Origin of the sequence: Shewanella sp. Isolate8, assembly GCF_022398495.1 — a bacterium.
Classification (GTDB): Bacteria; Pseudomonadota; Gammaproteobacteria; order Enterobacterales; family Shewanellaceae; genus Shewanella; species Shewanella aquimarina.
Map to the genome: position 1 here is coordinate 17,766 of NZ_JAKEVI010000001.1, position 23,052 is coordinate 40,817.

At 57.0% G+C, this 23,052-nt stretch carries 20 protein-coding genes; 10 read left to right on the top strand and 10 right to left on the bottom strand.

Annotated features, from left to right (window positions below; translation table 11 throughout):
• Positions 1 to 6 precede the first annotated feature (6 nt).
• The 4 genes from accC to arfB all read right to left on the bottom strand — a co-directional run bounded on the left by accC (position 7) and on the right by arfB (position 2,821).
• A complete protein-coding gene (accC, locus tag L1D43_RS00075; protein ID WP_239850998.1) occupies positions 7 to 1,359 on the bottom strand; it encodes an acetyl-CoA carboxylase biotin carboxylase subunit in 1,353 nt (450 codons plus the stop codon).
• Between the two features lie 34 nt (positions 1,360 to 1,393).
• Positions 1,394 to 1,837 carry an acetyl-CoA carboxylase biotin carboxyl carrier protein gene (gene accB, locus L1D43_RS00080; RefSeq protein ID WP_239849454.1) on the bottom strand — a complete coding sequence of 148 codons (444 nt, stop codon included), beginning with the start codon at positions 1,835 to 1,837 and terminating at the stop codon, positions 1,394 to 1,396.
• 6 nt (positions 1,838 to 1,843) lie between these two features.
• On the bottom strand, positions 1,844 to 2,296 hold the full coding sequence (gene aroQ, locus L1D43_RS00085) for a type II 3-dehydroquinate dehydratase (protein ID WP_239849455.1): 453 nt from the start codon (positions 2,294 to 2,296) through the stop codon (positions 1,844 to 1,846).
• Between the two features lie 114 nt (positions 2,297 to 2,410).
• Positions 2,411 to 2,821: an alternative ribosome rescue aminoacyl-tRNA hydrolase ArfB gene (gene arfB / locus L1D43_RS00090; protein WP_239849456.1), complete on the bottom strand. Its 411-nt coding sequence runs from the start codon at positions 2,819 to 2,821 to the stop codon at positions 2,411 to 2,413.
• A gap of 110 nt (positions 2,822 to 2,931) precedes the next feature.
• On the opposite strand from arfB, the gene L1D43_RS00095 reads away from it, so the two are divergent.
• The 7 genes from L1D43_RS00095 to L1D43_RS00125 all read left to right on the top strand — a co-directional run bounded on the left by L1D43_RS00095 (position 2,932) and on the right by L1D43_RS00125 (position 12,208).
• Positions 2,932 to 3,315, top strand: coding sequence for an STAS/SEC14 domain-containing protein (locus L1D43_RS00095; RefSeq protein WP_160793814.1), 384 nt, complete (start codon positions 2,932 to 2,934; stop codon positions 3,313 to 3,315).
• Between the two features lie 49 nt (positions 3,316 to 3,364).
• Positions 3,365 to 3,547, top strand: coding sequence for a DUF3012 domain-containing protein (locus L1D43_RS00100; protein WP_011867156.1), 183 nt, complete (start codon positions 3,365 to 3,367; stop codon positions 3,545 to 3,547).
• Between the two features lie 141 nt (positions 3,548 to 3,688).
• A complete protein-coding gene (locus L1D43_RS00105) occupies positions 3,689 to 4,120 on the top strand; it encodes a hypothetical protein (RefSeq protein ID WP_239849457.1) in 432 nt (143 codons plus the stop codon).
• A 212-nt stretch (positions 4,121 to 4,332) separates the two neighbouring features.
• Positions 4,333 to 5,613, top strand: coding sequence for a TolC family protein (locus L1D43_RS00110; protein WP_239849458.1), 1,281 nt, complete (start codon positions 4,333 to 4,335; stop codon positions 5,611 to 5,613).
• Between the two features lie 81 nt (positions 5,614 to 5,694).
• Positions 5,695 to 6,918, top strand: coding sequence for an efflux RND transporter periplasmic adaptor subunit (locus L1D43_RS00115; protein ID WP_239849459.1), 1,224 nt, complete (start codon positions 5,695 to 5,697; stop codon positions 6,916 to 6,918).
• Between the two features lie 12 nt (positions 6,919 to 6,930).
• Positions 6,931 to 10,161 carry a CusA/CzcA family heavy metal efflux RND transporter gene (locus tag L1D43_RS00120; protein WP_239849460.1) on the top strand — a complete coding sequence of 1,077 codons (3,231 nt, stop codon included), beginning with the start codon at positions 6,931 to 6,933 and terminating at the stop codon, positions 10,159 to 10,161.
• Between the two features lie 826 nt (positions 10,162 to 10,987).
• Positions 10,988 to 12,208, top strand: coding sequence for a carbohydrate porin (locus L1D43_RS00125; RefSeq protein WP_239851000.1), 1,221 nt, complete (start codon positions 10,988 to 10,990; stop codon positions 12,206 to 12,208).
• A 97-nt stretch (positions 12,209 to 12,305) separates the two neighbouring features.
• Here L1D43_RS00125 and L1D43_RS00130 read toward each other — a convergent pair whose 3' ends face one another.
• From L1D43_RS00130 to L1D43_RS00145, 4 genes are all read right to left on the bottom strand, one after another.
• Positions 12,306 to 14,585, bottom strand: coding sequence for an aminotransferase class V-fold PLP-dependent enzyme (locus tag L1D43_RS00130; RefSeq protein WP_239849461.1), 2,280 nt, complete (start codon positions 14,583 to 14,585; stop codon positions 12,306 to 12,308).
• A 361-nt stretch (positions 14,586 to 14,946) separates the two neighbouring features.
• Positions 14,947 to 15,408, bottom strand: a complete 462-nt coding sequence (locus tag L1D43_RS00135) for a YhcH/YjgK/YiaL family protein (protein ID WP_239849462.1) — start codon at positions 15,406 to 15,408, stop codon at positions 14,947 to 14,949.
• 99 nt (positions 15,409 to 15,507) lie between these two features.
• A complete protein-coding gene (locus tag L1D43_RS00140; protein ID WP_239849463.1) occupies positions 15,508 to 16,533 on the bottom strand; it encodes a DUF3080 family protein in 1,026 nt (341 codons plus the stop codon).
• A gap of 38 nt (positions 16,534 to 16,571) precedes the next feature.
• A complete protein-coding gene (locus L1D43_RS00145) occupies positions 16,572 to 17,003 on the bottom strand; it encodes a hypothetical protein (protein WP_239849464.1) in 432 nt (143 codons plus the stop codon).
• Positions 17,004 to 17,120: 117 nt separating this feature from the next.
• Here L1D43_RS00145 and L1D43_RS00150 point away from each other — a divergent pair, with 117 nt between their 5' ends.
• The 3 genes from L1D43_RS00150 (at position 17,121) to L1D43_RS00160 (ending at position 20,149) form a co-directional block, all read left to right on the top strand.
• Positions 17,121 to 18,176, top strand: a complete 1,056-nt coding sequence (locus L1D43_RS00150) for an alpha/beta hydrolase (protein ID WP_239849465.1) — start codon at positions 17,121 to 17,123, stop codon at positions 18,174 to 18,176.
• Positions 18,177 to 18,386: 210 nt separating this feature from the next.
• A complete protein-coding gene (locus tag L1D43_RS00155; RefSeq protein ID WP_041509900.1) occupies positions 18,387 to 18,965 on the top strand; it encodes an LON peptidase substrate-binding domain-containing protein in 579 nt (192 codons plus the stop codon).
• 242 nt (positions 18,966 to 19,207) lie between these two features.
• Complete coding sequence (locus tag L1D43_RS00160) at positions 19,208 to 20,149, top strand: pseudouridine synthase (RefSeq protein ID WP_239849466.1); 942 nt, start codon at positions 19,208 to 19,210, stop codon at positions 20,147 to 20,149.
• A 60-nt stretch (positions 20,150 to 20,209) separates the two neighbouring features.
• On the opposite strand, the gene L1D43_RS00165 is transcribed toward L1D43_RS00160, so the two are convergent.
• On the bottom strand, positions 20,210 to 22,090 hold the full coding sequence (locus L1D43_RS00165) for an alkaline phosphatase D family protein (RefSeq protein ID WP_239849467.1): 1,881 nt from the start codon (positions 22,088 to 22,090) through the stop codon (positions 20,210 to 20,212).
• Between the two features lies 1 nt (position 22,091).
• Positions 22,092 to 22,775, bottom strand: coding sequence for an MliC family protein (locus L1D43_RS00170; protein ID WP_239849468.1), 684 nt, complete (start codon positions 22,773 to 22,775; stop codon positions 22,092 to 22,094).
• Positions 22,776 to 23,052: the final 277 nt, after the last annotated feature.

The following is a 23,052-nucleotide window of genomic DNA, read 5'->3' on the forward strand; positions in this document are numbered from 1 at the left end:
AGGCACTTATTTTCCAGGCAAGAAGGTATCTTCCAGGTAGTGAATCGAGGTCTCGCCTCGCTGCACTTGCGGGTCGGCGAGCAACGCCTTGAGTAGCGGCACATTGGTCTTAATGCCTGTGATAGTCAGTTCATCCAGGGCGGTTCGCATGCGGGCGATCGCCTCTGGCCTGTCATCCCCCCAAGCGATCAGCTTGGCGATCATGGCGTCATATTGGGGCGGCACACTGGCGCCGGGGGACAGGTGGGACTCCCAGCGCACCCCCAGGCCGCCGGGCACCACCAGCCTGTCTATTCGCCCGGGCGAGGGGGCGAAGCTGGTGGGGTCTTCGGCATTGATGCGGCACTCAATGGCGTGGCCCTTGGGCTGGATTAACGACTCTCGTAAGGCGAGGGGCTCGCCCTGGGCAATAAGCAGCTGCTGCACTAACAGGTCGACTCCGGTGACCATCTCTGTGATGGTGTGCTCCACCTGAATGCGGGTATTCATCTCCATGAAGTAGAACTCGCCATCCTGATAGAGAAACTCCAGGGTCCCGACGCCGCGATAGCCTATGGCCTGACAGGCCTTGATGCAGCTCTGACTTATCTGCAGGCGCTGCTCGGGCGTTAACCCAGGCGCCGGAGCGGATTCGATCACCTTCTGCTGGGCTCTTTGCAGCGAGCAGTCACGCTCGCCCAGTGAGATGCAATGACCCTGATGGTCGCAGAGCACCTGCACCTCGATATGACGTGGCCGGGTGAGGTATTTCTCCAGATAGACGCCGCCGTTGCCGAAGGCGGCCTCGGCCTCCTGGCGGGTGAGTGCGATGGCCCCAAGCAGCTGGGCCTGATCCTCGACGACCCGCATCCCCTTGCCGCCGCCCCCAGCGGTGGCCTTGATGATCAGCGGGTAACCTATCCGGGCCGCGATCTCTAGGCTCTGGGCCTCATCATCACCTAACAGACCGTCTGAGCCAGGCACGGTCGGCACGCCTGCGGCCTTCATGGCGGCGATGGCGCTGACCTTGTCGCCCATCAGGCGTATGGTGTCGGCCTTGGGGCCGATGAAGTGAAAGCCGCTGTCGGTGACTTGCTGGGCGAAGTCGGCATTTTCCGCCAGAAAACCATAACCCGGATGGATAGCATCGACCCTGGCGAGATCGGCGGCGCCTAGGATGGCGGCGATCTTGAGGTAACTCTCTTTGGCGGGGGCGGGGCCGATGCAGATCTGCTGATCGGCGAGCCTGAGGTGATCACTGTCCTTGTCGGCGCTGGAGTAGACGGCGACCGTCTTGATGCCCAGCTGGCGACAGGCGCGTATGATGCGCAGGGCAATTTCGCCGCGATTGGCGACCAGGACCTTGTCGAATCGACGCATCAAAGCTGTCACCTTAGCCTCCTGGAATCTGCCTCTATTCAATCACCATTAGAGGCTGATCGAACTGGACGCCATCGCCGCTCTGGCAGAGGATCGCCTTCACTACGCCTGCGTGTGGCGCCTGAATTTGGTTCATCATCTTCATCGCCTCTATGATGCAGACGGGTTCGCCCTGTTCGACCCGCTGACCCAACTTGACCAGCGGCGCGGCATCGACTGCGGGGGCGAGATAGAAGGTGCCCACCATGGGGGAGCGCAGCAGGGTTTCCTCCTCAAATTCGGTTTGACTGGCTTGCGTCTCAGTCTCAGTCTCAGTCTCTGTCTCGCTCGCGAGGGTGACGCCTGGGGTTTGAGTTTTCGGCGAGCAGGACACCTGGCGGCAGAGGCGAATCGACTCCTCGCCTTCTTTGATCTCCAGCTCTGTGATATCCGATGCCTGCACCAGCTCGATCAGTTTTTTTATCTTGCGAATATCCATGGCAGGCTACTTCTCCTGAGCGGCTCTGACGCGGGCGATGGCCGAGTCCAGGGCATAGCGATAGCCTTGTTCTCCCAGGCCGCAGATGACGCCGACCGCCTTGTCGGAGAAGTAGGAGTGATGCCTGAAGGCCTCTCTGGCGTGCACGTTAGAGAGGTGCACCTCGATGAAGGGGATGGCGACGCCGAGCAGGGCGTCTCTTAGGGCCACGCTGGTGTGGGTAAAGGCCGCCGGATTGATGATGATGAAGTCGGCGTCGCTCTGATGGATGGCGTCGATCAGCTCATGTTCGGCGTTGGACTGAATATGATCCAGGCTGGCGCCTTGCTCACCAGCTAGCAGCTTAAGCTGCTCGACGATCTGCGCCAGGGTGTGATGACCATAGTGGCCGGGCTCGCGTCGACCCAGCAGGTTGAGGTTGGGGCCGTTTACCAGGAGAATTTTCACCGATTTGCTCATGCACAACACCTTATGGATTCAGTCTTTTAAGTCAGATACCTGCAACTTAGCACACTTATCGGCGATTTTGGCTACTCGTTACTAAAATTCAGCTTGGCTTTGCCTGCTTGTTGGCTAGAACTGTTTCTGCCTGAGGGCCTTGGTGGCGCCGCGCTGTTTCTTAGCGTCGACTCGCCTGCGTTGGCTGGCCTTGGTAGGTTTAGTCGCGACCCGTTTCTTGGCGGTGTGACCTACGCTAGCCACCAGGGCGATAAACTGTTCCAGCGCCGTCTGACGGTTGGCGTCTTGGCTGCGACTGGCCTGGCACTTGATGATGATCTTGCCACTTTGCGTGATGCGATGATCCGACTTGGCCAGCAGGCGCTGTTGATAGAACTCCGGCAGGGAGGATCGGCGAATGTCGAAGATCAGCTGGGCCGCGGTGGAAACCTTGTTGAGGTGCTGGCCACCGGCGCCACTGGAGCGGATGAATTGCCATTCCACTTCATTATCGGCTAGTTGGACGCGTTGAGAGATCCGTATCATCTGAGTTCGCTTGTCGGCATGTTCGGCTTATTTGATCTAGACCTGTATCATTGGCTAGTCAAAATGATGCAAAATGGTCGCCAAATTAGGCGCCTTCTCGGAGTGTGAGTATGTTATGTCAAATCGCCGATATCACCAATGGGGTGATCAGTTTATTTGCCAGCGGGCGATTGTCGACCCAGGACTATTGCAACAAGATAGTCCCCATCATTGAGGAATATCAGCAGGCCTCGGGCAAGGTGTGCCTCTATATCGAGGCCGACGTGCTGCTGGAAGGCTGGGAGAGCCAGTCGCTCTCGGGCGTGGGTGAGCTGCAACTGCCCAGGTTCGATGCCTTGGTGCTGGTGGGTGGACCCGATTGGTTTGGTAACGCCGTGCGCCTAATGGGCCCCTTTATGCAAGGGGAGGTGGCGTGGTATGCTCTCGAGGATAAGCCCCAGGCTATCGAGTGGATCACCGCTAAACTGAGTTGTCCGATCGATCAGGAGTCTTAGGCTCCAGGACTGGTAATATTACTATCTGACATCCTTAAGGAATCTCTTCATGTTAAAATCTTCACTCTCTCTGACGTCTGCTGCACTGGCCTTAGCTCTGATGGCATCGCTTTCTGGTTGTGCTCCCGAGGTGGGTAGCGAAAAGTGGTGTAAGCAGATGGAAGATAAGCCTAAGGGTGATTGGACGGCCAACGAAGCCGCCGACTACACCAAGCACTGCGTATTCAAGTAATGGCGTAGCGGGTGGCAAGTGTGATCTGGCTGGCATGACGGGACGAATCTCCTGTTAATTTAGCGATAGCCGTGGAACTATTTGCCACCCCTTGAGTCTGATTACTCGACCTTTTTACGCTTTTTCCCTTTTGGAGTTTGCTTGAGTCGCTTCTTTCGACAACTGGTTCACAAGTTAGCCTTGATGATGATAGCCGTAGTCGCACTGCAGTTTGCAGGGGCGAATCTTGGCGCGCATCAGTTGCATCTTGGCAGCCATGAAGAGGAGAGCGAAACCCATCCCCATCTGCAGTTTACTGCCGAAGTGGTGAGCCTGGCTCAGTGTGTCGATTGCCAGTGCGCCTTCGATGAGCCCGAGCTAGAGACGCCACATCAACACCAGATCAGCAAGACAGAGACTCAGACCTTCGATCTCTGCCTCGACTGCCAGTGTCATGGCGGTCACGTGACCTTAGTGTCTCAGCTGGCCCTGACCCCTTCTGTGCCCGTGAGCGATGAGCCCGCGAGCGCCAGATTGCACTACCTGCCACCAGAGCAACAAGCGGCTTATCGCCCACCCATCTTACTTTCTTAATCTTCTGAAAATAATGCCTTTTCAGGCCCTGTGTATGGCGCGGGCACTGTTGGGTTACCGTTTTTTATCGGGCGTTCTCTGTTAACTGCCAGACTTGGGCCGTGGTGAATTATCTTGCCGCGGGTCGATGCTGTGCGTTTGCCTGCCTAGCTATGGTTAACCATGCCTTGGCAGGCAGCAGAGAAGCCTGATCCTTAAGATTAGGAATTGCGATGAGAAAGAGCTTAATCGCCACCGCATTATTGGGCGCCATATGGGGCGCGCCACTGTTCGCCGAAACCCTTTACTCAGAAGCGGGAGAAATTGCGCCGGCCCCCTTGCTGGCGCAGATAGATAAAACAGGTTTTCAGGGGTGGCTCGCCCCCCTGATGGCCAAGGTGAATCAACTGCCTGAGATCCAGGCGCAGCAGGCCAAGGTTCGTCAGGCTAGGCTCTTGGTTGAGGCCACAGACAGGCCCGTCTATAACCCCGAGCTGGGGGTGAGCTACCAAAATGCCAGCGAAGATACCTATACCCTGGAGGTGAGTCAGACCCTAGACTGGGGCGACAAGCGTGGGGTGGCGACACGTGTTGCCCAGCTCGAGGCCGAGATCTTGCTGGCCGATAATCGTCTGGCCCGCAGCCAGCTCTATGGAGAACTCTTGATGGCGCTGGTGGAGCAGGCGCAGCAGGCGAAATTACTCGCCTTTCAGGGACGTTTGCTAGAGAGCGCCAAACAGCAGGTCGCCATCGCCAAGCAGCAGTTGGAGGCGGGGGTCCTGTCACGGGCCGAGCTGCAGCTGATGCAGCTGGATCTGGCCAGTAAGGCCGCGGATCACGCGAGTGCAGAGCAGGCCTCGCTGGCCGCCGATGCCAGCGTGCTCAGCCGCTTTGGCGAGTTGGAGTTGCCCTTCGCCGAGTTTATCGGCGCCCTCGGCACAGCGGCGAGTGGCGAGGTTGGCCCCGAGCTGCCCGCATTGGCCGGCGCCTACCAGCAGGTGATGATGGCCAAACTTGCCAGCCAGCAGGTGGCGGCAGATACCAGCGCCGATCCCAGTATCAGTTTGAGCGCCGAGCGTGAAGGCGAGGAGAACAAGCTGGGAGTGGGGCTGTCGATCCCGATTCGGATCCGCAACGATTATCGCCAGGCAAAGGCCGCGGCCGGAACTCAGGTCGCCATCGCCGAGCAAGATTATCTGGCCCGTGAGCGTAGCCTCACTCAGGCCGCCAAACTCTTTCACCTAAGCCTGCCCAGGCTGCAGCAGCGTTACCGCGAGTGGCGTGAGTTGGTGCTTACCTCTGGCGCCGGTGTGCAGGATGCCCTGTCACAGCAATGGCGTGCGGGCGACATCAGCACCAGCGACTATCTGCAGGGGCAGCGGCAGCTGGCAAACAGCTATCTGGCGGGCCTCTCCCTCGAGAGCGCCCTCTACCGCAGCTGGCTCGACTGGATGGGGCAGAGCGGTCAGCTGGAGGAATACCTGCAGCGTCAGCTCGGCCGCGAAGGCGTTTAGTCGCGCTAAGGCGCTAAAGCTAGCGAGCGGATTTTAGCGAGCAGGCTTTAGCAAAACGGATAAAGAATTTAGGTGAAAAGTATGAAGAATCAATCAAATAACAAACGTTTCCTACAGTTAAGCCCATTGATGCGGGCCATGGGCTTTGGCGCCCTGATGACGATGACGGCCATGGGCGGGGTCGCCCTCGGCGCGGAGGGACATGATCATAGTGCCGAGCCGGACAATAAGCCGCTGACACAAGAGTCGACACTAGCGCAGGCTAGGAATCAGAGCGAGGATCATGGCGACCAAGAGGCCCATGGTGGCGAGCTAGTGCTCAGCGAGGAGCAGCGTCAGCTGGCGGGGATCCGTGTAGGGCAGGTAAGCAGTCAGGGCTTCAGTCTGGCCGCGGTCGCGACGGCCACCCTGGTGGTGGACAGGGAGCGTACCGTGACCCTGGCACCTCAGCTGGATGTGCGGGTGCTGGCGCGTCATGTGGTGCCGGGACAGGAGGTCGCCAAGGGCCAGCCCCTGTTGACCTTGGGAGGGGCCGCCGTGGCTCAAGCCCAGGCGGATTACATCAATGCCGCGGCCGAGTGGGGCCGGGTTAAACGCATGAGCCAGAGCGCGGTGAGTGCCAGCCGCCGTCTGCAGGCGCAGGTGGATGCAGAGCTCAAACGCGCCATACTCGAGGCCCTCAAGATGACGCCGGCGCAGATCGAGGCGCTGGAATCGGATCCCGAAATCATAGGCAGCTATCGGCTGCTGGCACCGCTTGCTGGTAGGGTGCAGCAGGATGTGGCCATGCGCGGACAGGTATTTGCCGGTGGCACCGCCCTGATGCAGCTCACCGACGAGTCTCACCTCTGGGTCGAGGCGCAGGTGACGCCGACTCAGTCTCAACAGATCAAGGTAGGCAGTAAGGCGCTGGTGAAGGTGGGCGACTTTAGCCTGGAGGCCGAGGTGATCGGCCGCTCCCATGAGATCGACAGCGTCACCCGCACCGAGCAGATCTTGGTGGCCTTCGCCAATCCGGGCCACGTGCTGCACGCCGGTCAGTTTGCCGAGATCTATCTGGCCGACAACAACCAGGATGGAGTGATCTTGCCCGATGCGGCGCTGACCCGCGGCGGTGATGGCGACTGGCAGGTGTTTGTCGAAGAGGGGGATGGCTTCGAGGCCGTCGAGGTCGAGGTGAGTGAGCGCCAACGCGGCATGAACCTGGTGCAGGGGCTGAGCCCCAAGATGCGTGTAGTTGTCTCGGGCGCCTTCTTCCTGGCGTCAGAGCAGGCCAAGTCAGGCTTCGACATTCACAACCACTAAGAGGTAGCCCCTATGCTTCAGAAACTTATCGATAGCGCGATACGCAATCGGCTTCTGGTGGCCCTGGCGCTGCTGTGTGGTGTGGTAGCCAGCGTCGCCATGTTACCTAAGCTCAATCTCGATGCCTTTCCCGATGTCACCAATGTACAGGTGACGGTCAACACCGCCGCCGAGGGGCTGGCGGCCGAGGAGGTGGAAAAGCTGATCAGCTACCCGGTTGAGTCGGCCATGTACGCCCTGCCATCGGTGACCGAGGTGCGCTCCTTATCGCGCACCGGTCTCTCCATAGTGACAGTGGTGTTTGCCGAGGGCACAGATATCTACTTTGCCCGTCAGCAGGTGTTTGAGCAGCTGCAGGCCGCCAGAGAGATGATCCCTGACGGGGTGGGGGTGCCCGAGATAGGCCCCAACACATCAGGCTTGGGACAGATCTATCAGTACATTTTGCGGGCGACGCCCGAGTCCGGCATAGATGCCGCCGAGCTAAGGAGCCTCAACGATTATCTGGTGAAACTCATCATGATGCCGGTAGGAGGGGTGACCGACGTGCTCTCCTTCGGGGGCGAGGTGCGTCAATATCAGGTGCAGATTGAGCCCAATAAGCTGCGCAGCTATGGCCTCTCTATGGCCCAGGTGACCCAGGCGCTGGAGAGCAACAACCGCAACGCCGGTGGCTGGTTTATGGACCAGGGACAGGAGCAGCTGGTGGTGCGCGGCTACGGCCTGTTACCCGCAGGTGAGGCTGGCCTGGCGGCGATCGCCCAGATCCCACTCACAGAGGTGGGCGGCACGCCAGTGCGGGTGGCCGACATCGCCAAGGTAGACTTTGGCGCCGAGATCCGTGTGGGCGCGGTGACCATGACCCGCCGCGACGATAGCGGCACGCCGCAGTCGCTGGGCGAAGTGGTCGCAGGTGTTGTGCTCAAGCGTATGGGGGCTAACACCAAGGCGACTATTGATGATATCTCGGCCCGCACCGCCATGATAGAGCAGGCCCTGCCCAAGGGGGTCTCCTTCGAGGTGTTCTACGATCAGGCGGATCTGGTGAACAAGGCGGTAGAGACGGTGCGCGATGCCCTCTTGATGGCCTTCCTGTTTATCGTGGTGATCCTGGCGCTCTTCCTGGTGAACCTGCGCGCGACTTTGTTGGTGCTGCTCTCTATCCCAGTCTCCATCGGCCTGGCCTTGATGGTGATGGCCTACTTTGGCATGTCGGCTAACCTGATGTCCCTCGGCGGGCTGGCGGTGGCTATCGGCATGCTGGTGGATGGCTCAGTGGTGATGGTGGAGAATATCTTCAAGCATCTGACCCAGCCGGACAGACGCCATTTCGATCAGGCCAAGGCCCGCGCCTCGGGCGAGTGTGACCCCTACCACGGCGAGGAAGATGGCCTAGGAGAAGGAGAGCGCAGCGGCATCGCCCTGAGGGTCATGCTGGCCGCCAAGGAGGTGTGCAGCCCCATCTTCTTCGCCACCGCCATCATCATAGTGGTGTTTGCTCCCTTGTTTGCCCTGGAAGGGGTAGAGGGCAAGCTGTTCCAACCCATGGCGGTGAGCATCATCCTGGCCATGGTGGCGGCGCTGTTTGTCGCCCTGATCGGCGTGCCGGCCCTGGCTGTCTATCTGTTCAAGCGTGGCGTGACCCTGAGGGAGAGTCCGGTACTCAAGCCTGTGGAGGCTATCTATCGCAGGCTGCTCAGCGCGACGCTGGCGCGTCCTAAGCTGGTGGTGCTGACCGCGGTCATGCTGTTTGGGCTCAGCATGGCACTGCTGCCGAGACTCGGTACCGAGTTTGTGCCTGAGCTCGAGGAGGGCACCATCAACCTGAGGGTGACCCTGGCACCGACGGCCAGCCTGGCCACCTCATTGGATGTAGCCCCTAAGCTGGAGGCCATGTTGATGACCTTTCCCGAGGTCGACTATGCCTTGAGCCGTATCGGCGCCCCAGAACTGGGCGGCGATCCTGAGCCTGTGAGCAACATAGAGATCTATATCGGCCTTAAGCCGATCGAGCAGTGGGAATACGCCGAGACGCGTCTGGAGCTGCAGCGCAAGATGGAAGAGAAGCTGAGCGTCTTCCCCGGCCTGCTGTTTACCTTCTCTCAGCCCATCGCCACCCGTGTCGATGAGCTGCTTTCCGGGGTGAAGGCGCAGCTGGCGATCAAGCTGTTTGGCCCAGATCTCGAGGTGTTATCCAGCAAGGGGCAGGCGCTGAGTGAACTGGTGTCTGGTATCGAGGGGGCGGTCGACGTCTCCCTGGAGCAGGTCTCCGGTGAGGCCCAGCTGGTGGTGCGTCCCAAGCGCGATCTGCTGGCCCGCTACGGCATCAGCGTCGATGAGGTGATGAGCCTGGTGAGTCAGGGCATAGGCGGTGTCAGCGCCGGGCAGGTGATCGACGGCAACGCCAGATACGACATCAATGTGCGTCTGGCCAGCCAATATCGCAGCGCGCCCGATGCGCTGGAAGATCTCCTGCTCAGCGGCGTAAATGGTGCGACCGTACGCCTAGGCGAGGTGGCCGATGTGGTGGTCGAGATGGCGCCGCCCAATATCCGCCGCGACGACGTGCAGCGACGGGTGGTGGTGCAGGCCAACGTGTCGGGACGCGACATGGGCTCTGTGGTCAAGGATATCTACGCCATAGTGCCTCAGGCCGACCTGCCGCCGGGCTATACGGTCGTGGTCGGCGGTCAGTATGAGAACCAGCAGCGGGCTCAGCAGAAGCTGATGCTGGTGGTGCCTATCTCGATCGCGCTGATCGCCCTGCTGCTTTACTTCTCCTTCGGCTCTATCAAGCAGGTGGGTCTGATCATGGCCAACGTGCCGCTGGCGCTGATCGGTGGTGTGGTGGCCCTCTATGTCAGCGACACCTATCTGTCTGTACCCAGCTCCATCGGCTTTATCACCCTGTTTGGGGTGGCGGTGCTCAATGGTGTGGTGCTGGTGGACTCGATAAACCAGAGGCGCGCCTCGGGAGAAGCCCTCTATACCAGCGTGTATGAAGGCACTGTGGGCCGCCTGCGCCCCGTTTTGATGACGGCGCTGACCTCGGCGCTGGGGCTGATCCCAATACTCCTGTCTAGCGGTGTGGGCAGTGAGATCCAAAAGCCACTGGCGGTGGTGATCATAGGCGGCCTGTTTAGCTCTACCGCGCTGACGCTACTGGTGTTGCCGACCCTGTACCGCTGGCTATATCAGACCAAGGCGCTTAAGGGGGACAAGGAGTTGGAAGCCCTAGACTAGTTTGTTGCACCAAGACTAAGTGATTCGATGGGGCCAGGGACGGCCGGAGGCAGCGGTGTTTTCAGTTTGCCATCGCAGTTGCGCCTCCTTGGTGATGCTTGAGGGAATGAGACCTCCTCCTTTCAGCCTCTGCTCATTACTAACCTTGTGAGGAGAGACCCTAAGGGGAATTCCTTAAAGTGAACACGCGCGGCAGGAGGCCGCGCTTTTTCGTCTTTTCAAGCTGCTCTTTCAAAGTACTGTTTCAAAGTACTGCTCCAAAGTGCTGTATTAAACTGTCATTTCAAACGGCTTTAGCTCCATAGTCTTGCCCGCCTAGGGCGTGGAGGATTGATACGCTTTGAGCTATATGCCGCTAGATGGACAAACCTCATACTCCCTAGATAATGGTTGAAGCAGAGCTTAGCGATAGATGCTTACGTCCCCTCCAGTCACCTCCTATTTTGATTTGATCTGTAACTAATTTTCCGCATTTTTACCGATGCTTTATCCTTGCTGTATCGCAATTTTCTGTAGTTTTTGGGTGAAATGTGTTAAATTTTTTCACCTAATGCTCAGAGCGAACTCATTTTTGTTCGATTTGGGTCACATCTTTGCTGTCGTCGATAATAATACTAATAACTTTCATGATTTGAGTGCTAATTATTTTAGCTCGATGTTTATTCATTTTGCTAAGCGTATGAGGGCTCTGGTTTCCATGGTGACCATCTACCTGCTTGAATTAGCGGGTGAGGTGCTTTTGGCCTAAGTGCGCTCTGGTTTCTATACTCATGATGTTGATGGCAGCTTAAAAGCAGAAAACTAAATAAATCAAAGAGGATGAATGATGATTCGCTATACACTTGCAGCTAGTTGTATCGCGCTGGCCCTGAGTGCCAATGCTGGCGCCACGACAGTGGATGAAGAGCTTAAGGCGCTCAAGGCGCGTATCGAGCAGTTAGAAGCCGAGAAAGAGCAGGCGCCCGAAGAGAAGGAGATGGATAAGTCGATCAAGTTTGGCGGCGCGGCCCGTTTCCAATATTCCTACGAGGACTATTCGGACGCCAATACCGATCGCGGCGGTGATTTCGACTTCGACCTCTTCCGTATCGATGTAAATGGTAATCTGGACGACGTTATCTTCTCTGCCCAGTATCGTTGGTTCGAATATATGAATGTGATCCATCATGCTTGGGTCGGCTATAACTTCGATGAGGAGCAGCAGGGTAAGATAGGGGTGACTCAGGTGCCGTTCGGTATCCTGACCTATGCCTCGAACAACTACTTCTTCAGTTCTAACTTCTACCTGGGTCTCGAAGACGATTATGATCTGGGCCTGAACTACACCTATAAGAGCGACAGTAATCGACTGGATCTCGCCTTCTACAAGAATGATGAGCAGGGTGGCCTGGATGGTTACGTGTCGGATCGCACCCACAGATATGCCTATGACGTAGTAGGTGTTCGCTTGGCGGGCGAGGGGATATACGATGCGCCAACCGCTGGCTATGCCGCCGGCGAGAAGAACACCTTCAATGCCCGTTACAGCCATAACTTTCAATTTGACGAGGTTAAGCTTGAGCTAGGCGTGTCGGGTCAAATGGGCCAGCTTGAGATAGAAAACGGCACCGATGGTGACCAGGTTGCCGCGGCGGTACATGGGGTGCTTAACTATGATCGCTGGAACCTTAAGTTGCAGCTCACCGACTACAAGTATGATGTCGATGGCATGGATGTAGAACGTATGGTGGTCGCCGCCTATGCCTTCTACGATTCTATCCCTGCCGAGGCGACCAGTTATGTGGCCGACCTTGCCTATAGCCTGCCGGTAAAGTGGGGGCCAGTATCAAACCTGACCTTCTATAACGACTACTCGCTTGTTACCGACAAGCCGAGTGGCCAGGAAGACACCTTCATGAACGTGACCGGGGTGGCGGTCACCGCAGGTGGTCTCTATACCTATTTCGATTTCGTGGTGGCCGAGAACCAGCCTTTCATCGGCGGCTCTATGGTGGGTGATGGCGGCACTAATAAGCGCTTTAACATCAACTTCGGCTACTACTTCTAGTGGGCTAGTGGGCTAGTGGGCTAGTGTGCGCCAATAAAAAACCGCATCATTTGATGCGGTTTTTTTGTGTCGGTCAGCTGAGGGGTAATAGCAAACCTTAACTGTCGCTCAGCGCATAGCCGCCCTTGAGGTGGGCTATCTTGTTAAAGCCGAGTCTGTGCAGCGCCTGGGCCGCCACCAGTGAACGACTGCCGCTACGGCAGACCAGTACCCACTCGACATCGCTTTCCTGTTTGTGCTCCTGTACGAACTGCACCAGCCTGGTCATAGGCACGTTGATGGTCTGCTCACCCAGGGCACCCAGCTCATGTTGCAGGGCATATTCATGGGGCTCGCGAATATCCAGCAGTTTAATCTTAGGTGACTGACCTACTTGCAGCCTGAGCGTCTGGCTGTCGTACTCCTTCACCTTGGCCTTGTCGCAATCGCCTGTGTAGGCGCCGCAGATGATCTCGCTGCCGGCTTCATCCTTGAGATGAGTGTCCAGTCTCGCTTTTTGCTGCTCGAACTGTGCCATAGATATGGTGCCGTTGATCACCTCGTTCAGCAGCGGATTGCCCCTGAACTCGGCGGCGAAGCTGGTGGTGAACTCATTGTAGTAGTCGTGGCTCGGGCAGAGCAGGGTGTCGTCACCTACCAGGCTGTGTAGTAGCTTGAGGCTGTTGTACATCTGCTTGGCGCAGCTGGTGTCGAAGTTGGTGCGTCCCAGGCTACCCATCAAGACGAGATCGCCGCAGAAGGCGTAGATCACCTCTCCCTGGGGCGAGCACAGCAGCAGGCTGATGCTGTCATTGGTGTGGCCGGGAGTCGCCAATTTCACCAGAGAGAACTGACCTAGGGAGATCGACTGTGCCGGTCTGGCACCTATCTCAGTGATCTGATGTGCCTCCGGCCAGCCAAGATGATCGCTTGACTGCTCGGGCAGATAACGTGCGGCCAACTCCGCACGTCCCGAGACATGATCGGCGTGACCATGGGTATCGATAAAGGCGACTGGGGATAACTGCTGGCACTGCAGCAGGGTGTCGATACGCTGACTCAGCTCGGGCAGGGGATCGATCACCACGGCTTGTTTACTCTGCTGATCGGCGTAGATCCAGCTGCAGCTTGACCCAGACTTGAGCTGAACCAACCCGTTAAGCGGCTTCTTATCTGCGAGGGCGTCATTGCCGCTCAAGGTCAGGCAGCTGTTGCCCAAGGCGTTAGCGGCAGACTGGATGCGCTCGCAGGCCTGATCGACCTCAGCCTGGGTCATGGCGGGGCCGAAGGAGAGGCGAATGGCCGACTCGCTCTGCCAGGCGGGCAGTCCCATGGCATCGAGCACGAAGCTGCGGGTCACCTTTGAGCTGCAGGCCGAGCCTGAGCTGACGCGGATATTGGCGGCGTCGAACAGATCCATGATCTCCTTGCTGCTAAAGCCGGGCACGGCGAAGTTTAAGGTAGTGGGCACGCTGTTATCGAAGCTGTGGTTAAACACCAGCGTCGGGAAGGCGCGGCGCAGCGCCAGAGCGAGCTGCTCGCGGTAGCCTTTAAGCGTTGCATGGCCATAGAAGGCGCTGTCTTGTTCGGCCAGAAGCATGGCGAACACCTCGTTGAGCGCCGCCATGCCCGGCAGGTTCTCGGTACCCGATCTCAGTCCACCTTCCTGACCACCACCTGCGATGAAGGGGGTGAAAGGTGCGCCTTCGCGAATATAGACTAGGCCGATCCCCTTGGGTGCATACAGCTTATGACCACTGAAGGGGGCGTAATCTATGCTGGTTTGCGCCAGTGCCAGCGGGCGTTTACCCAGCGCCTGGACACAATCCACCATCCAGAACACCTCAGGATTGTGCTGACGAATGCAGGTATCCAGGGCATCGAGATCTTGATACACGCCCGTCTCGTTGTTGACCGCCATGGTGCAGATCATCAGGGCGTTGGGCACTTCTCTGGCGATGAAGTCGCGATCCAGCTCGCCATGCTCATCGACCGGAATCGCCTTGAGCTGGGCACCTATCTCAAGCAGATCATTCCAGTGGGCAAGGGAGTTGGGGACCGCCTTATGTTCGGTGGCACCATAGAGCAGGCTATATTGCCTGTTTGGCTCCAGGCTGGCTTTGGCCTTGATGAGGGCGGAGAGTATGGCGGTCTGTATGCCTTCTGTGGCGCCGCTGGTAAAGATGAGTTTGCCTTGGCCGCTGCCCAGCAGCTGTTTGGCCCGAAGGCGGGTCTGCTCCATCAGGCTCTTGGCCTTCAGGCCTGTAATATGGCTGCTCGAGGGGTTGCCGAAAAGCTCCTCCATGGCGCCAAGCGCTGCCTTGGCGGCCTGGGGTAATACGGGGGTGGTCGCGTTGGCGTCGAGGTAGATCTGGCTAAGTGGGGATGTGTGATGCATGGGATACTCGCTGCTGATTATTTTTATTATTAGAAAAAATTCCCATATAACAAAATGGTATATGTAATTCGATGTGGCTATATTAGCAGCTTGTGAGTATTGATCAAGATCATGTTTTTGCCGCCCATAGGGCGAAATGTGTGTGTTGTTGGAGCGCAATGGGGGATTTGGTGAGAGGCGCTAGGGCGTAGATAAGCTAATTTGCCCAAGATCTATTGCGTCTCCTAGCAGATTTGCCTAAGAGCTGATGTGTCCAACAGAGGGGGTGACAATTTGTATCAGATGAATGGGCTATTGAATGGCCGCCTGAATGAGCGACGGGAAGTGAACATGCCCGCGACGGGCGCGGGCAGCAGGGGGACTAGATCTTGACCTTGATCACCACCTTTCTCACCGCCTGCGGGGTCGCCGAGACGCCAGGCATATGCATGTCCTGAGGGAAGAAGAGGGCAAACATCCCTGCCTTGAAGGGGATAAAGGCCGCGCGCGCCTTGTTGGACTCATAGTCATATTCGGCGTAGTCGTGCTTGTCATAATAGGGCTTGGATGGTGTCTGATCCGCCAGAGGCAGATAGCCAAACTCCTCCTCACCGCTCACCACATACTGGACGTCGATATATTTACGATGCACCTCGAAGGGCTCTACCTCTCTGGGCTTGGTCTCATAGTCGTTGACGATGACAAAGATATCTTTGCCTTCAAGCTCATAGTTGCCCACGGGCAGCTGAGTAAAGTCTGTCTCCTTGAGGTGCTGTAGCGCCTTGGCAATGCGCGGCCCCAGGTGGGTGTAGTGTGCCAGGTTATCTAGGGTGTCTAAGATCATGGTCGGATGCTCAGGCTGGTAGGATGCAATAAGGTGGCGACAGTGTAGCAGGCTTTTCGACGGGCAGGATAGCCTCTGGTGTAGCAGCTTATCTAGCGGTTAGGTGGAGGAGCTAGGCGGGGCAATATTGCAGCTCTGCCTGAAGGCCAGCCACCACTTCACATGTCTGCGCATCTGGGTCTTGAGCTGTTCTGGCAGGGCATCAGGCTGCTGGCCAAAATAGTGGTCGATGAAGGGCTGATGGCTGCTGCCTTCGAACAGGGAAAGTAGCGGCTCACTCAGGCGGTAATGTAGCTGGTTGAGCTGTGACAGGTAGGCCTGGGTTTGCGCCAGGTAGTATTTATGAAACACATTTTGCAGTATCTCCTGTTTGCGGTTGGCATGACCGGGGCGGCAGGCGACCGACGCGCTATGTGTTGACAGATAGTCATTGAGGCCATGGAGCTGCGCCTGGCTGTAGGCCAGGGCTCGAAGGTACCTTTGTAGCAGCGTTTGGTGGGCCATGAGGGCAAGCGCGGGTTCGATCTGCGTCGTGTCTATCTGCTGCCATTGTTCCTGAGTGATGTTGCGCTTGATGCTCAGCAGCTGGCCTATGGCCGACTCTAGCTCGAAGCGACCGGCGCGCATCTCGCCGAGCACCAGAGAGTCGTAGCCGATCCTGTCTCTGGTGAGCACCCGATTAAAGTAGGCCATCGCATTATCTTGTTTCTGCTCGAGGGCCTGTTTCAGCTTGGTCTTGAGCTCTCCCTCTTCTAAGGTATCGATGCAGGCGGGCGCTAGTTGAATAAACCTTATCTGGTAGATGAGTTGCTGGCTTGGGGGCGCCACCTTGCCGAGCGTGCTGTTGTGGTCTGCGATGAGGCGACCTAAGGGACAGTGACCCAGAGACAGAGTCTCGAGTATCGAGATGGTGATCGGGGCCAGCTCTGCTATTTTGGCTTTGCCGAGTTGTAGTGGCTCGAAAGGAGGCGGCGAGTAGGCTTGATCGATCACATGGGCCAGGCGCTGACTATAGTCTTGCCAGAGATAATCTACATCCTTGGCCCGCTGACAGCCAGCTAGCGACAGCAAGAGGCTGATAAGCATAAGGGCCTTGAGCATCGAGGTGACGTGAGTCTGCGGCAAGTTGCCCCCTTAAGAGATTGTTGGCCTTAGGCTCGCCTCTATTGCTTGCTCGCCTCAAGGGTCAGCTGCAGGCCGTGGGCCTCAAAGCCAGCACTGAGACGGGAGATGAGCCCGTCGTTGAGTGATAGGCTAACCCTGATGGCCTCAGTGTCAGTCACTATCTCCAAGCCTTCGAGTCTGGCGTGGCAACGGATAATATCTCTATAGGCGATCAGGCTCTGCTTGCCAAGGGAAGTACGGCCCGTGAGAGGAATATTGGCAAAGGCGATCGCTTGGGGGGTAAAAATGATCTCTTGTTTCAGCAGGGCGCCAGCCCACACGAGCATGGCCAGACAGTAACCCATGAAGAGTAGCCATTCACCGTCTAAGTCACTCAAAAAGAGCTGCTTAATGATAAACAGGCTGACCGTCAGCGTGATGATGACGTAGGCGAGTGTTTGGTTGGGCTTAATTTTTACCGTGTCGTCCATTTTGTTCCTCAGTGACCTCCTGCCACCGCCCTATTTTAATCGCGCTGACAAGTTTAGTGCAATTCTTATAGAATGGCTTTTGGCATGCACACAGATAAATTCAGGGAGCCGAGTTAGGTGCTTAAGTTACGTTTTCTCGCCGGGCCGAAAGCCTACAAACAGATCGCCGAGCAGGGACTGAAACCCGAGTTATTTACCCAGGTGTTGGCGGCGTCGGGTGGGCCCAAATGGCTCGGTATCGCCGCGCTGGATAAGTATCTGTTTGGCACCTTCTTCAAGACGAGACAGACTCCGCTCTATACCCTGGGCGCCTCATCCGGTGCTTGGCGTCTGGCCTGTTTGGCCCAGCAAGACCCACTGGCGGCCTACGAGCGCCTGGAGCGGGAATATATTGGTCAACGTTACGAGACCAAACCCAGCGCAAGCGAGGTGTCGCATAAGGTGGCGGGGATCGTCTCGGGCATATTGGGGGCGCAGCAGGGGGCGGATATCGTCAGCAATCCTGTGATTAAGAGCCATTTCATCGCCTGTCGTGGCCGTCATCTCAACCGCCTGTCTCACAGAGCCGCACTTGGTGCCGGTCTTGCCACCACGGCGGTCACTAATCTGCTGAGTCGGCGCACCCTGGGATGGCACTTCGAGCGTTACCTGTTTGGTAGCGGCGGCGCAGCCTCGCCTTTTAATGAGTTAAAGGATCTGCCGGGTCGTCACCTGGCCCTGACCGGGGAGAACATCGCCCAGGTTCTGCTGGCCACCGGCTCTATCCCCTGGGTGCTGGCACCTGTTGAGCGCATCGAAGGCGCTCCCGCCGGCCATTATTACGATGGTGGCATCACAGATTATCATTTCGATCTTCCCCTGGCCCACGCGCCTGGGTTGACCCTCTATCCCCACTTCTACAGCAAGATTCTGCCCGGCTGGTTTGACAAGTCGCTGCCCTGGCGCAGCGCCAAACGCAACTATGACAACGCCCTGATCTTGGCCCCTAGTGAGGCCTATTTAAAGCAGCTTCCCTATGGCAAGTTGCCGGACAGAAATGACTTCAGCCGACTGAGTACGGAGGAGCGGATGCGCTATTGGCGACAGGCGGCGCAGATGAGTGAAGTACTGGCAGAAGACTTAGATAAGGTATTAAAAAGTGGCGATATTATGCGTTACATTAACACTTTCTAATTAATTGGCTGCAACAAAAGGGAATCTTTTAGGGTCTAATAAGCGAAGGACCGGGTATTTTGATTGGCATGGCATCGCCGATCCAATAATGGCGTTTCGGGCAGTAATTTCGACAACTGCTACACTTTATCATTATTGCTCCTTGGTTATTTTTCAGTCGCACTGACTCGACACTCACGGCGATCACCCACCAAGGGGGAGGAGGTTGCTATGTTGACTCAAGAGATGGCGTTGATCACCCGCGACGAACTACTTTTGCCCGATGGCAGAATAGAGATACGAGTGGCGGGGCCTAGCAGCTTGAAACTGATTGCCGAGGTGCTCAAGGGGCACTTCCCGCTAGCCTTTGCCATGTCTCGCCCTCAGGCGAATCCCCCCTGTTATCCACTGGCGACTCAGTGCGAAATCATAGACTTCAATCAACTCGAAGACGACTGTCTGGGTCTGGTACTGGAAGGTAAGCAGAGGGTGAAGATCTTCTCGGCGGCCAAGCGACGTGACGGTAACTGGATAGCTAGAACCCTGAGTTGTAGCAATTGGCGCGAAGAGCCCATCAAGGGGGAATTTGAGCTGATCAGTGCAGCACTAGAGCAGTTCTATCTGGTCAACCCCGCCCTGCAGGAGCTCTATGGCGATCTGCATCTGGAAGATGCTACCTGGGTCAGCCAGCGTTGGCTTGAGGTGCTGCCACTTTATAACCGTGATAAGCAGGTGCTGGTCAATCAGCCCGATTGCCATAAGACTATGGATTTCGTGCTGGAGCTGATCAAGTCCCACGCGGGGCAGTAATACCGATCTCATGGTCATCCTAACTGGTTAAAACGCTCGATGAGGGCGTTACTCTTTTCGATTGCAGAGTTGCTAGGACTTAAAAGCGATACAGAATGCTGCAAGCGTGAACGCTAAAGTTCAACAGGCACTTGTCATCGAAAATCCTGCCTGGTTCTCAAAGGTTTTTTCCCGCTATATATAAATACCACTGACTGTGATTGGGATAATTTGCTCTCATCCGGGCGGCAATTTTTGTTACCATGGTCGCTCCTTCATCTTTAGGCCTTTCTGTCATGGTGCGCGCGGCTCAAGCCTCCTTTATCGTCTTACCTCAAACCGCCAATCCCCCGGCGAGCGTTTATGACTATTTCTGTCAGCGGTTCGATAATATTCCAGCCGACGTCTGGCGAGAGCGTTTTAATGCGGGCAAGGTGCATTGGCAAGACGGTCAGGCGCTGGCACTCAGCACCGCCTATCGGCCACAGCAGAAGGTGTATTACTACCGCGAGGTCGCCCATGAGGCGACGCCTCCCTATAGCGAGTCTATTCTGTATCAAGATGAGCAGATAGTGCTGGCCAACAAGCCACATTTCATGGCCCTGCACCCAGGAGGCGAGGTAATTAATCAGTGTTTAATCAACCGTCTAAGGGTACGTACCGATTGCAAACAGCTGATCGCCGCCCATCGGCTGGATCGCGCCACCGCCGGCATCGTCCTGCTGGTCAAGCAGAGTGAGCACCGCGACGCCTATCATGGGTTGTTTCGTCATGGGCAGATCACCAAGGAATATCAGGCCTTGGCGCGGCTCACTCCTGAGTTACTGGCGGAGCATAGCGCGGGAAAACTCAGCCTGCCCAAGCGTTGGACGGTGAAGAATCGTATCGATAAGGGAAGCCCTAGTTTTACCATGCGCATCGTCGAGGGTGAGGCCAATAGTCACTCGGAGATCGCCCTGGTGAGCGTCGAGGGGGAGATAGGGCGCTTCGAGCTGATGCCGGTCACAGGTAAGACTCACCAACTGCGGCTGCACATGAACAGCCTGGGCATGCCTATTCTCAACGACAATTTCTATCCCGTTCTTCAGCCCAAAGGCAGTGAGGATTATGAACAGCCGATGAAGCTGCTGGCGCGTCGCCTGGCTTTCACGGATCCTGTGACGGGTCGGCAGCTGGATATCAGCCTGCCGGAACTCTCACTCTAGAAGCATCACTCTAGAAGTCTCACTTTAAAAACCTCATTTTAAAGGCCTGCCGGATAAGACTTAGCCGTTACGAGACTGGCGTGGCGGCAGGAACTCTGTGGTACTCATGTCGCCATGGAGCACGGCGATTTTCGAGGGGGCACCATCTGTAGCGAAGCTCACCACACCTATGCCGCTGGCGTTGATCAGCCGCTGACTGCGCATGCCGTTGGGGCGTCGACCGCGAATGGACATGCGTTTGCGTTTGGTAAACCAGTTGAGCGGCGAGAAGTGACCATAGAGCCAACCGTTCAATTTGTCGAATACGGGTAGCAGCTTCTCGGGAAACTGATTCTTGATGCCGCTCGAGGTGATCTGATAGATCTGCGGCCCCTGAGTGCGAAAGCGGATCCCTATGTCGTAGGCGAAGGAGTAATGCACATCGCCCGAAAGGATCACGAACTGCTGCGGCGTCTTACGATGCAGGAAGATGCTTAGCAGGGTGTTGGCCGTGCCGGGATGGGCCATCCAGTTTTCGGCGTCCACCAGGAGGGAGGCGCCGATAAAGGTGGCGGCGCGCTGCACCGCCTCGATCAGTTTTACGCCGAACATGGGCGCCGCCGAGACGATAATCACCTTCTCCTGTCCCACTAACTGTTGCTGAAGCTCCATCAGGGCTTCCCAGTCCATCAGACCAGAAGGCTTGGCCAGGTTAGACTCGCTGCGCCAACGCTGGGTGCGGGTGTCCAGTACCACCAACTTGGGGGAGGTATTGAGGCTGTAGTGCCACTCGTCAAAATCCAGTAGCGCCTCGATTAAGGTGTCGTGCTGCGCCTCCTCGCGACTGGCGAGAAACTGCTTGAGCTGGGGCAGAATGTCGCCGCTAAACTTGCTTTTTTGATTCCCCAGGCCCTGAAACACCAGATAACCGATCAGCGCATTGCCTATGATGCGTTTCGAGAAGGGGTGGCCATAGGCCGCCTGTTCCCATTTGGCGGTGAGGTTCCAGTCGTCTGTGATGTCGTGATCGTCGAAGATCATGTAGGTGGGAAGGTGTGCCAGCAGGCGCCGCACCTTGGTCAGCCCCGCCTTAAACTCCAGCAGGTGTAGCCACTCCTTCTGCCATCTCTGCTGATTGCTGGGTGACAGGCCCGTCACCTCCTTAGGGATATCGATCAACTGCCACAGCTCGGGTGACCAGCTAAGCAGGTAGAGGGCGACGATCTCGGACAGACTCACCAGGTGATTCTCGGCGATCGACGAGGTAAAGATGGGGTGATTGATATACCAACGTACCAGTGCGCTGCCCGCAGGATATTCGGTGCGAGGCAGTAGCTTCTTGTGGCGTTGATACATGGCCGCCGGATGATAGCTTATCTGCTTACTGTGGCCGAGTGGCGCCTGTTGAAACTCCTCCTCATACAGGCCTAATTTTTCTATGACCTTGCCAATGGCGAATAGCATGGGGCCGGCGACATCGTCGACATAGATCTGATCGCCGCTGAGCATCATCAGTGCCGGCCGTTTTGCCGCATCCGGCGCGATTTCCACTTGGGTATCGGCGGCAACCATGGCATCGCTGCTGTGGTGATGGGCGTTGCGACAAGAGCCGTGCAGCAGGGTGTCTATCTCAGGCTTTATCACGAAATCCGTGCACTCGCCGTCGCCATAGCTCAGTTGCTCGAGCGGCGCGAACAGATCCCCATGCTGGCTGTCGCTGAGCCGGTAGGGAATACTCGTGCCGACAGGATTGAGCCCTGGCTGGCTAAGATGGATCAAGTAGAAGAAGGCGTGAGTGCCGAGTTCGAGACACTCTACGGCGTCACCCTCAAGCAAGTGCCGAGTCTCACCCAGGGTGAGCGTTAACTGTGACAGCGGCGCACTGGTCACCAGGGTGAGAGTGAAATGGTCTGCGTCGCAGTGACGCAGCATGGGTCCGGTCAGCAGCAGAGGTAGTGTCATATCAGTCGGCGAGGGTGCAGATCATAGGGTCGGCGCCATAGCCCCAGGTGATGCGCGCCTCGCCGTGGTGTTCCCACAGTAATTCGTTGCGTCCCTGATAGCGGCTGCCGCTGGCGCTAGGCTGGCTGACCATGAGCGAGACGCTATCGCCAAATTCGGCGATGAGGGTTGCAGGCTCGGTGGCGAAATAGCTGACCATCACCTGTTTGGCTTTGATACCGTTGCATTGGTAGCTGACCTCGGCAGTGGGGGCGATAAGACGATATCTGGCTTGCAGCTCGGCGATACGCATCTGGTAGTTGTCGCGCACGCACTGTGTTTTATCTTCACTCTTCCAGCACTCGTTACGCCCCTTTATCCAGCCGCGTTGTTCGGCTTTCAACATGGGGGGATGCTCGTTAACGGCCTTGGCATCGGCAGCTCGGAACACCTTGGCCATCTGTTGGTCAAGCGCGGCCAGATCGGCGTCATGGCAGATCAGGGTCTCTATGCTGGAGAGTTTGTCGCCGTTACAGTCGAAGCTGGGCTGGTTGGCCATGTGATTTTCTGGCTTGTTGGGCGCCTGATTTTCGGTTTGCGCTGCAGAGGGCGCTTTTGAAGAAGACTCGCTATTGGCTTGCATGGCCTGCTGGCTGCAGGCTGGCAGCAGTATGCTGGCAATGGCGAGTATGGCTAATTTGTTCATGGTTAAGCTCCAAGCTTGGGCCAGATATCCTTGATAACACATGAGCATATCCTGTTGTGCCGGGCGCGGCAAATCCATGGCGCCTGTTTATCCCCCAGCCTTAATATTTGTTTATCTACAAGTGTTTGGCGCGAGTCGAGGGCTATGACGCATGCTTGCACGCTGTGAGCTTTGAACAATCCAGGGCAGGGCGCGTTTAGAGAAGTCAGCAGGCCACAACAGAGCTTAGATATGAAACGAGAGATGAAACTCGCTTTATGGGGCACAAAGGTGTGAG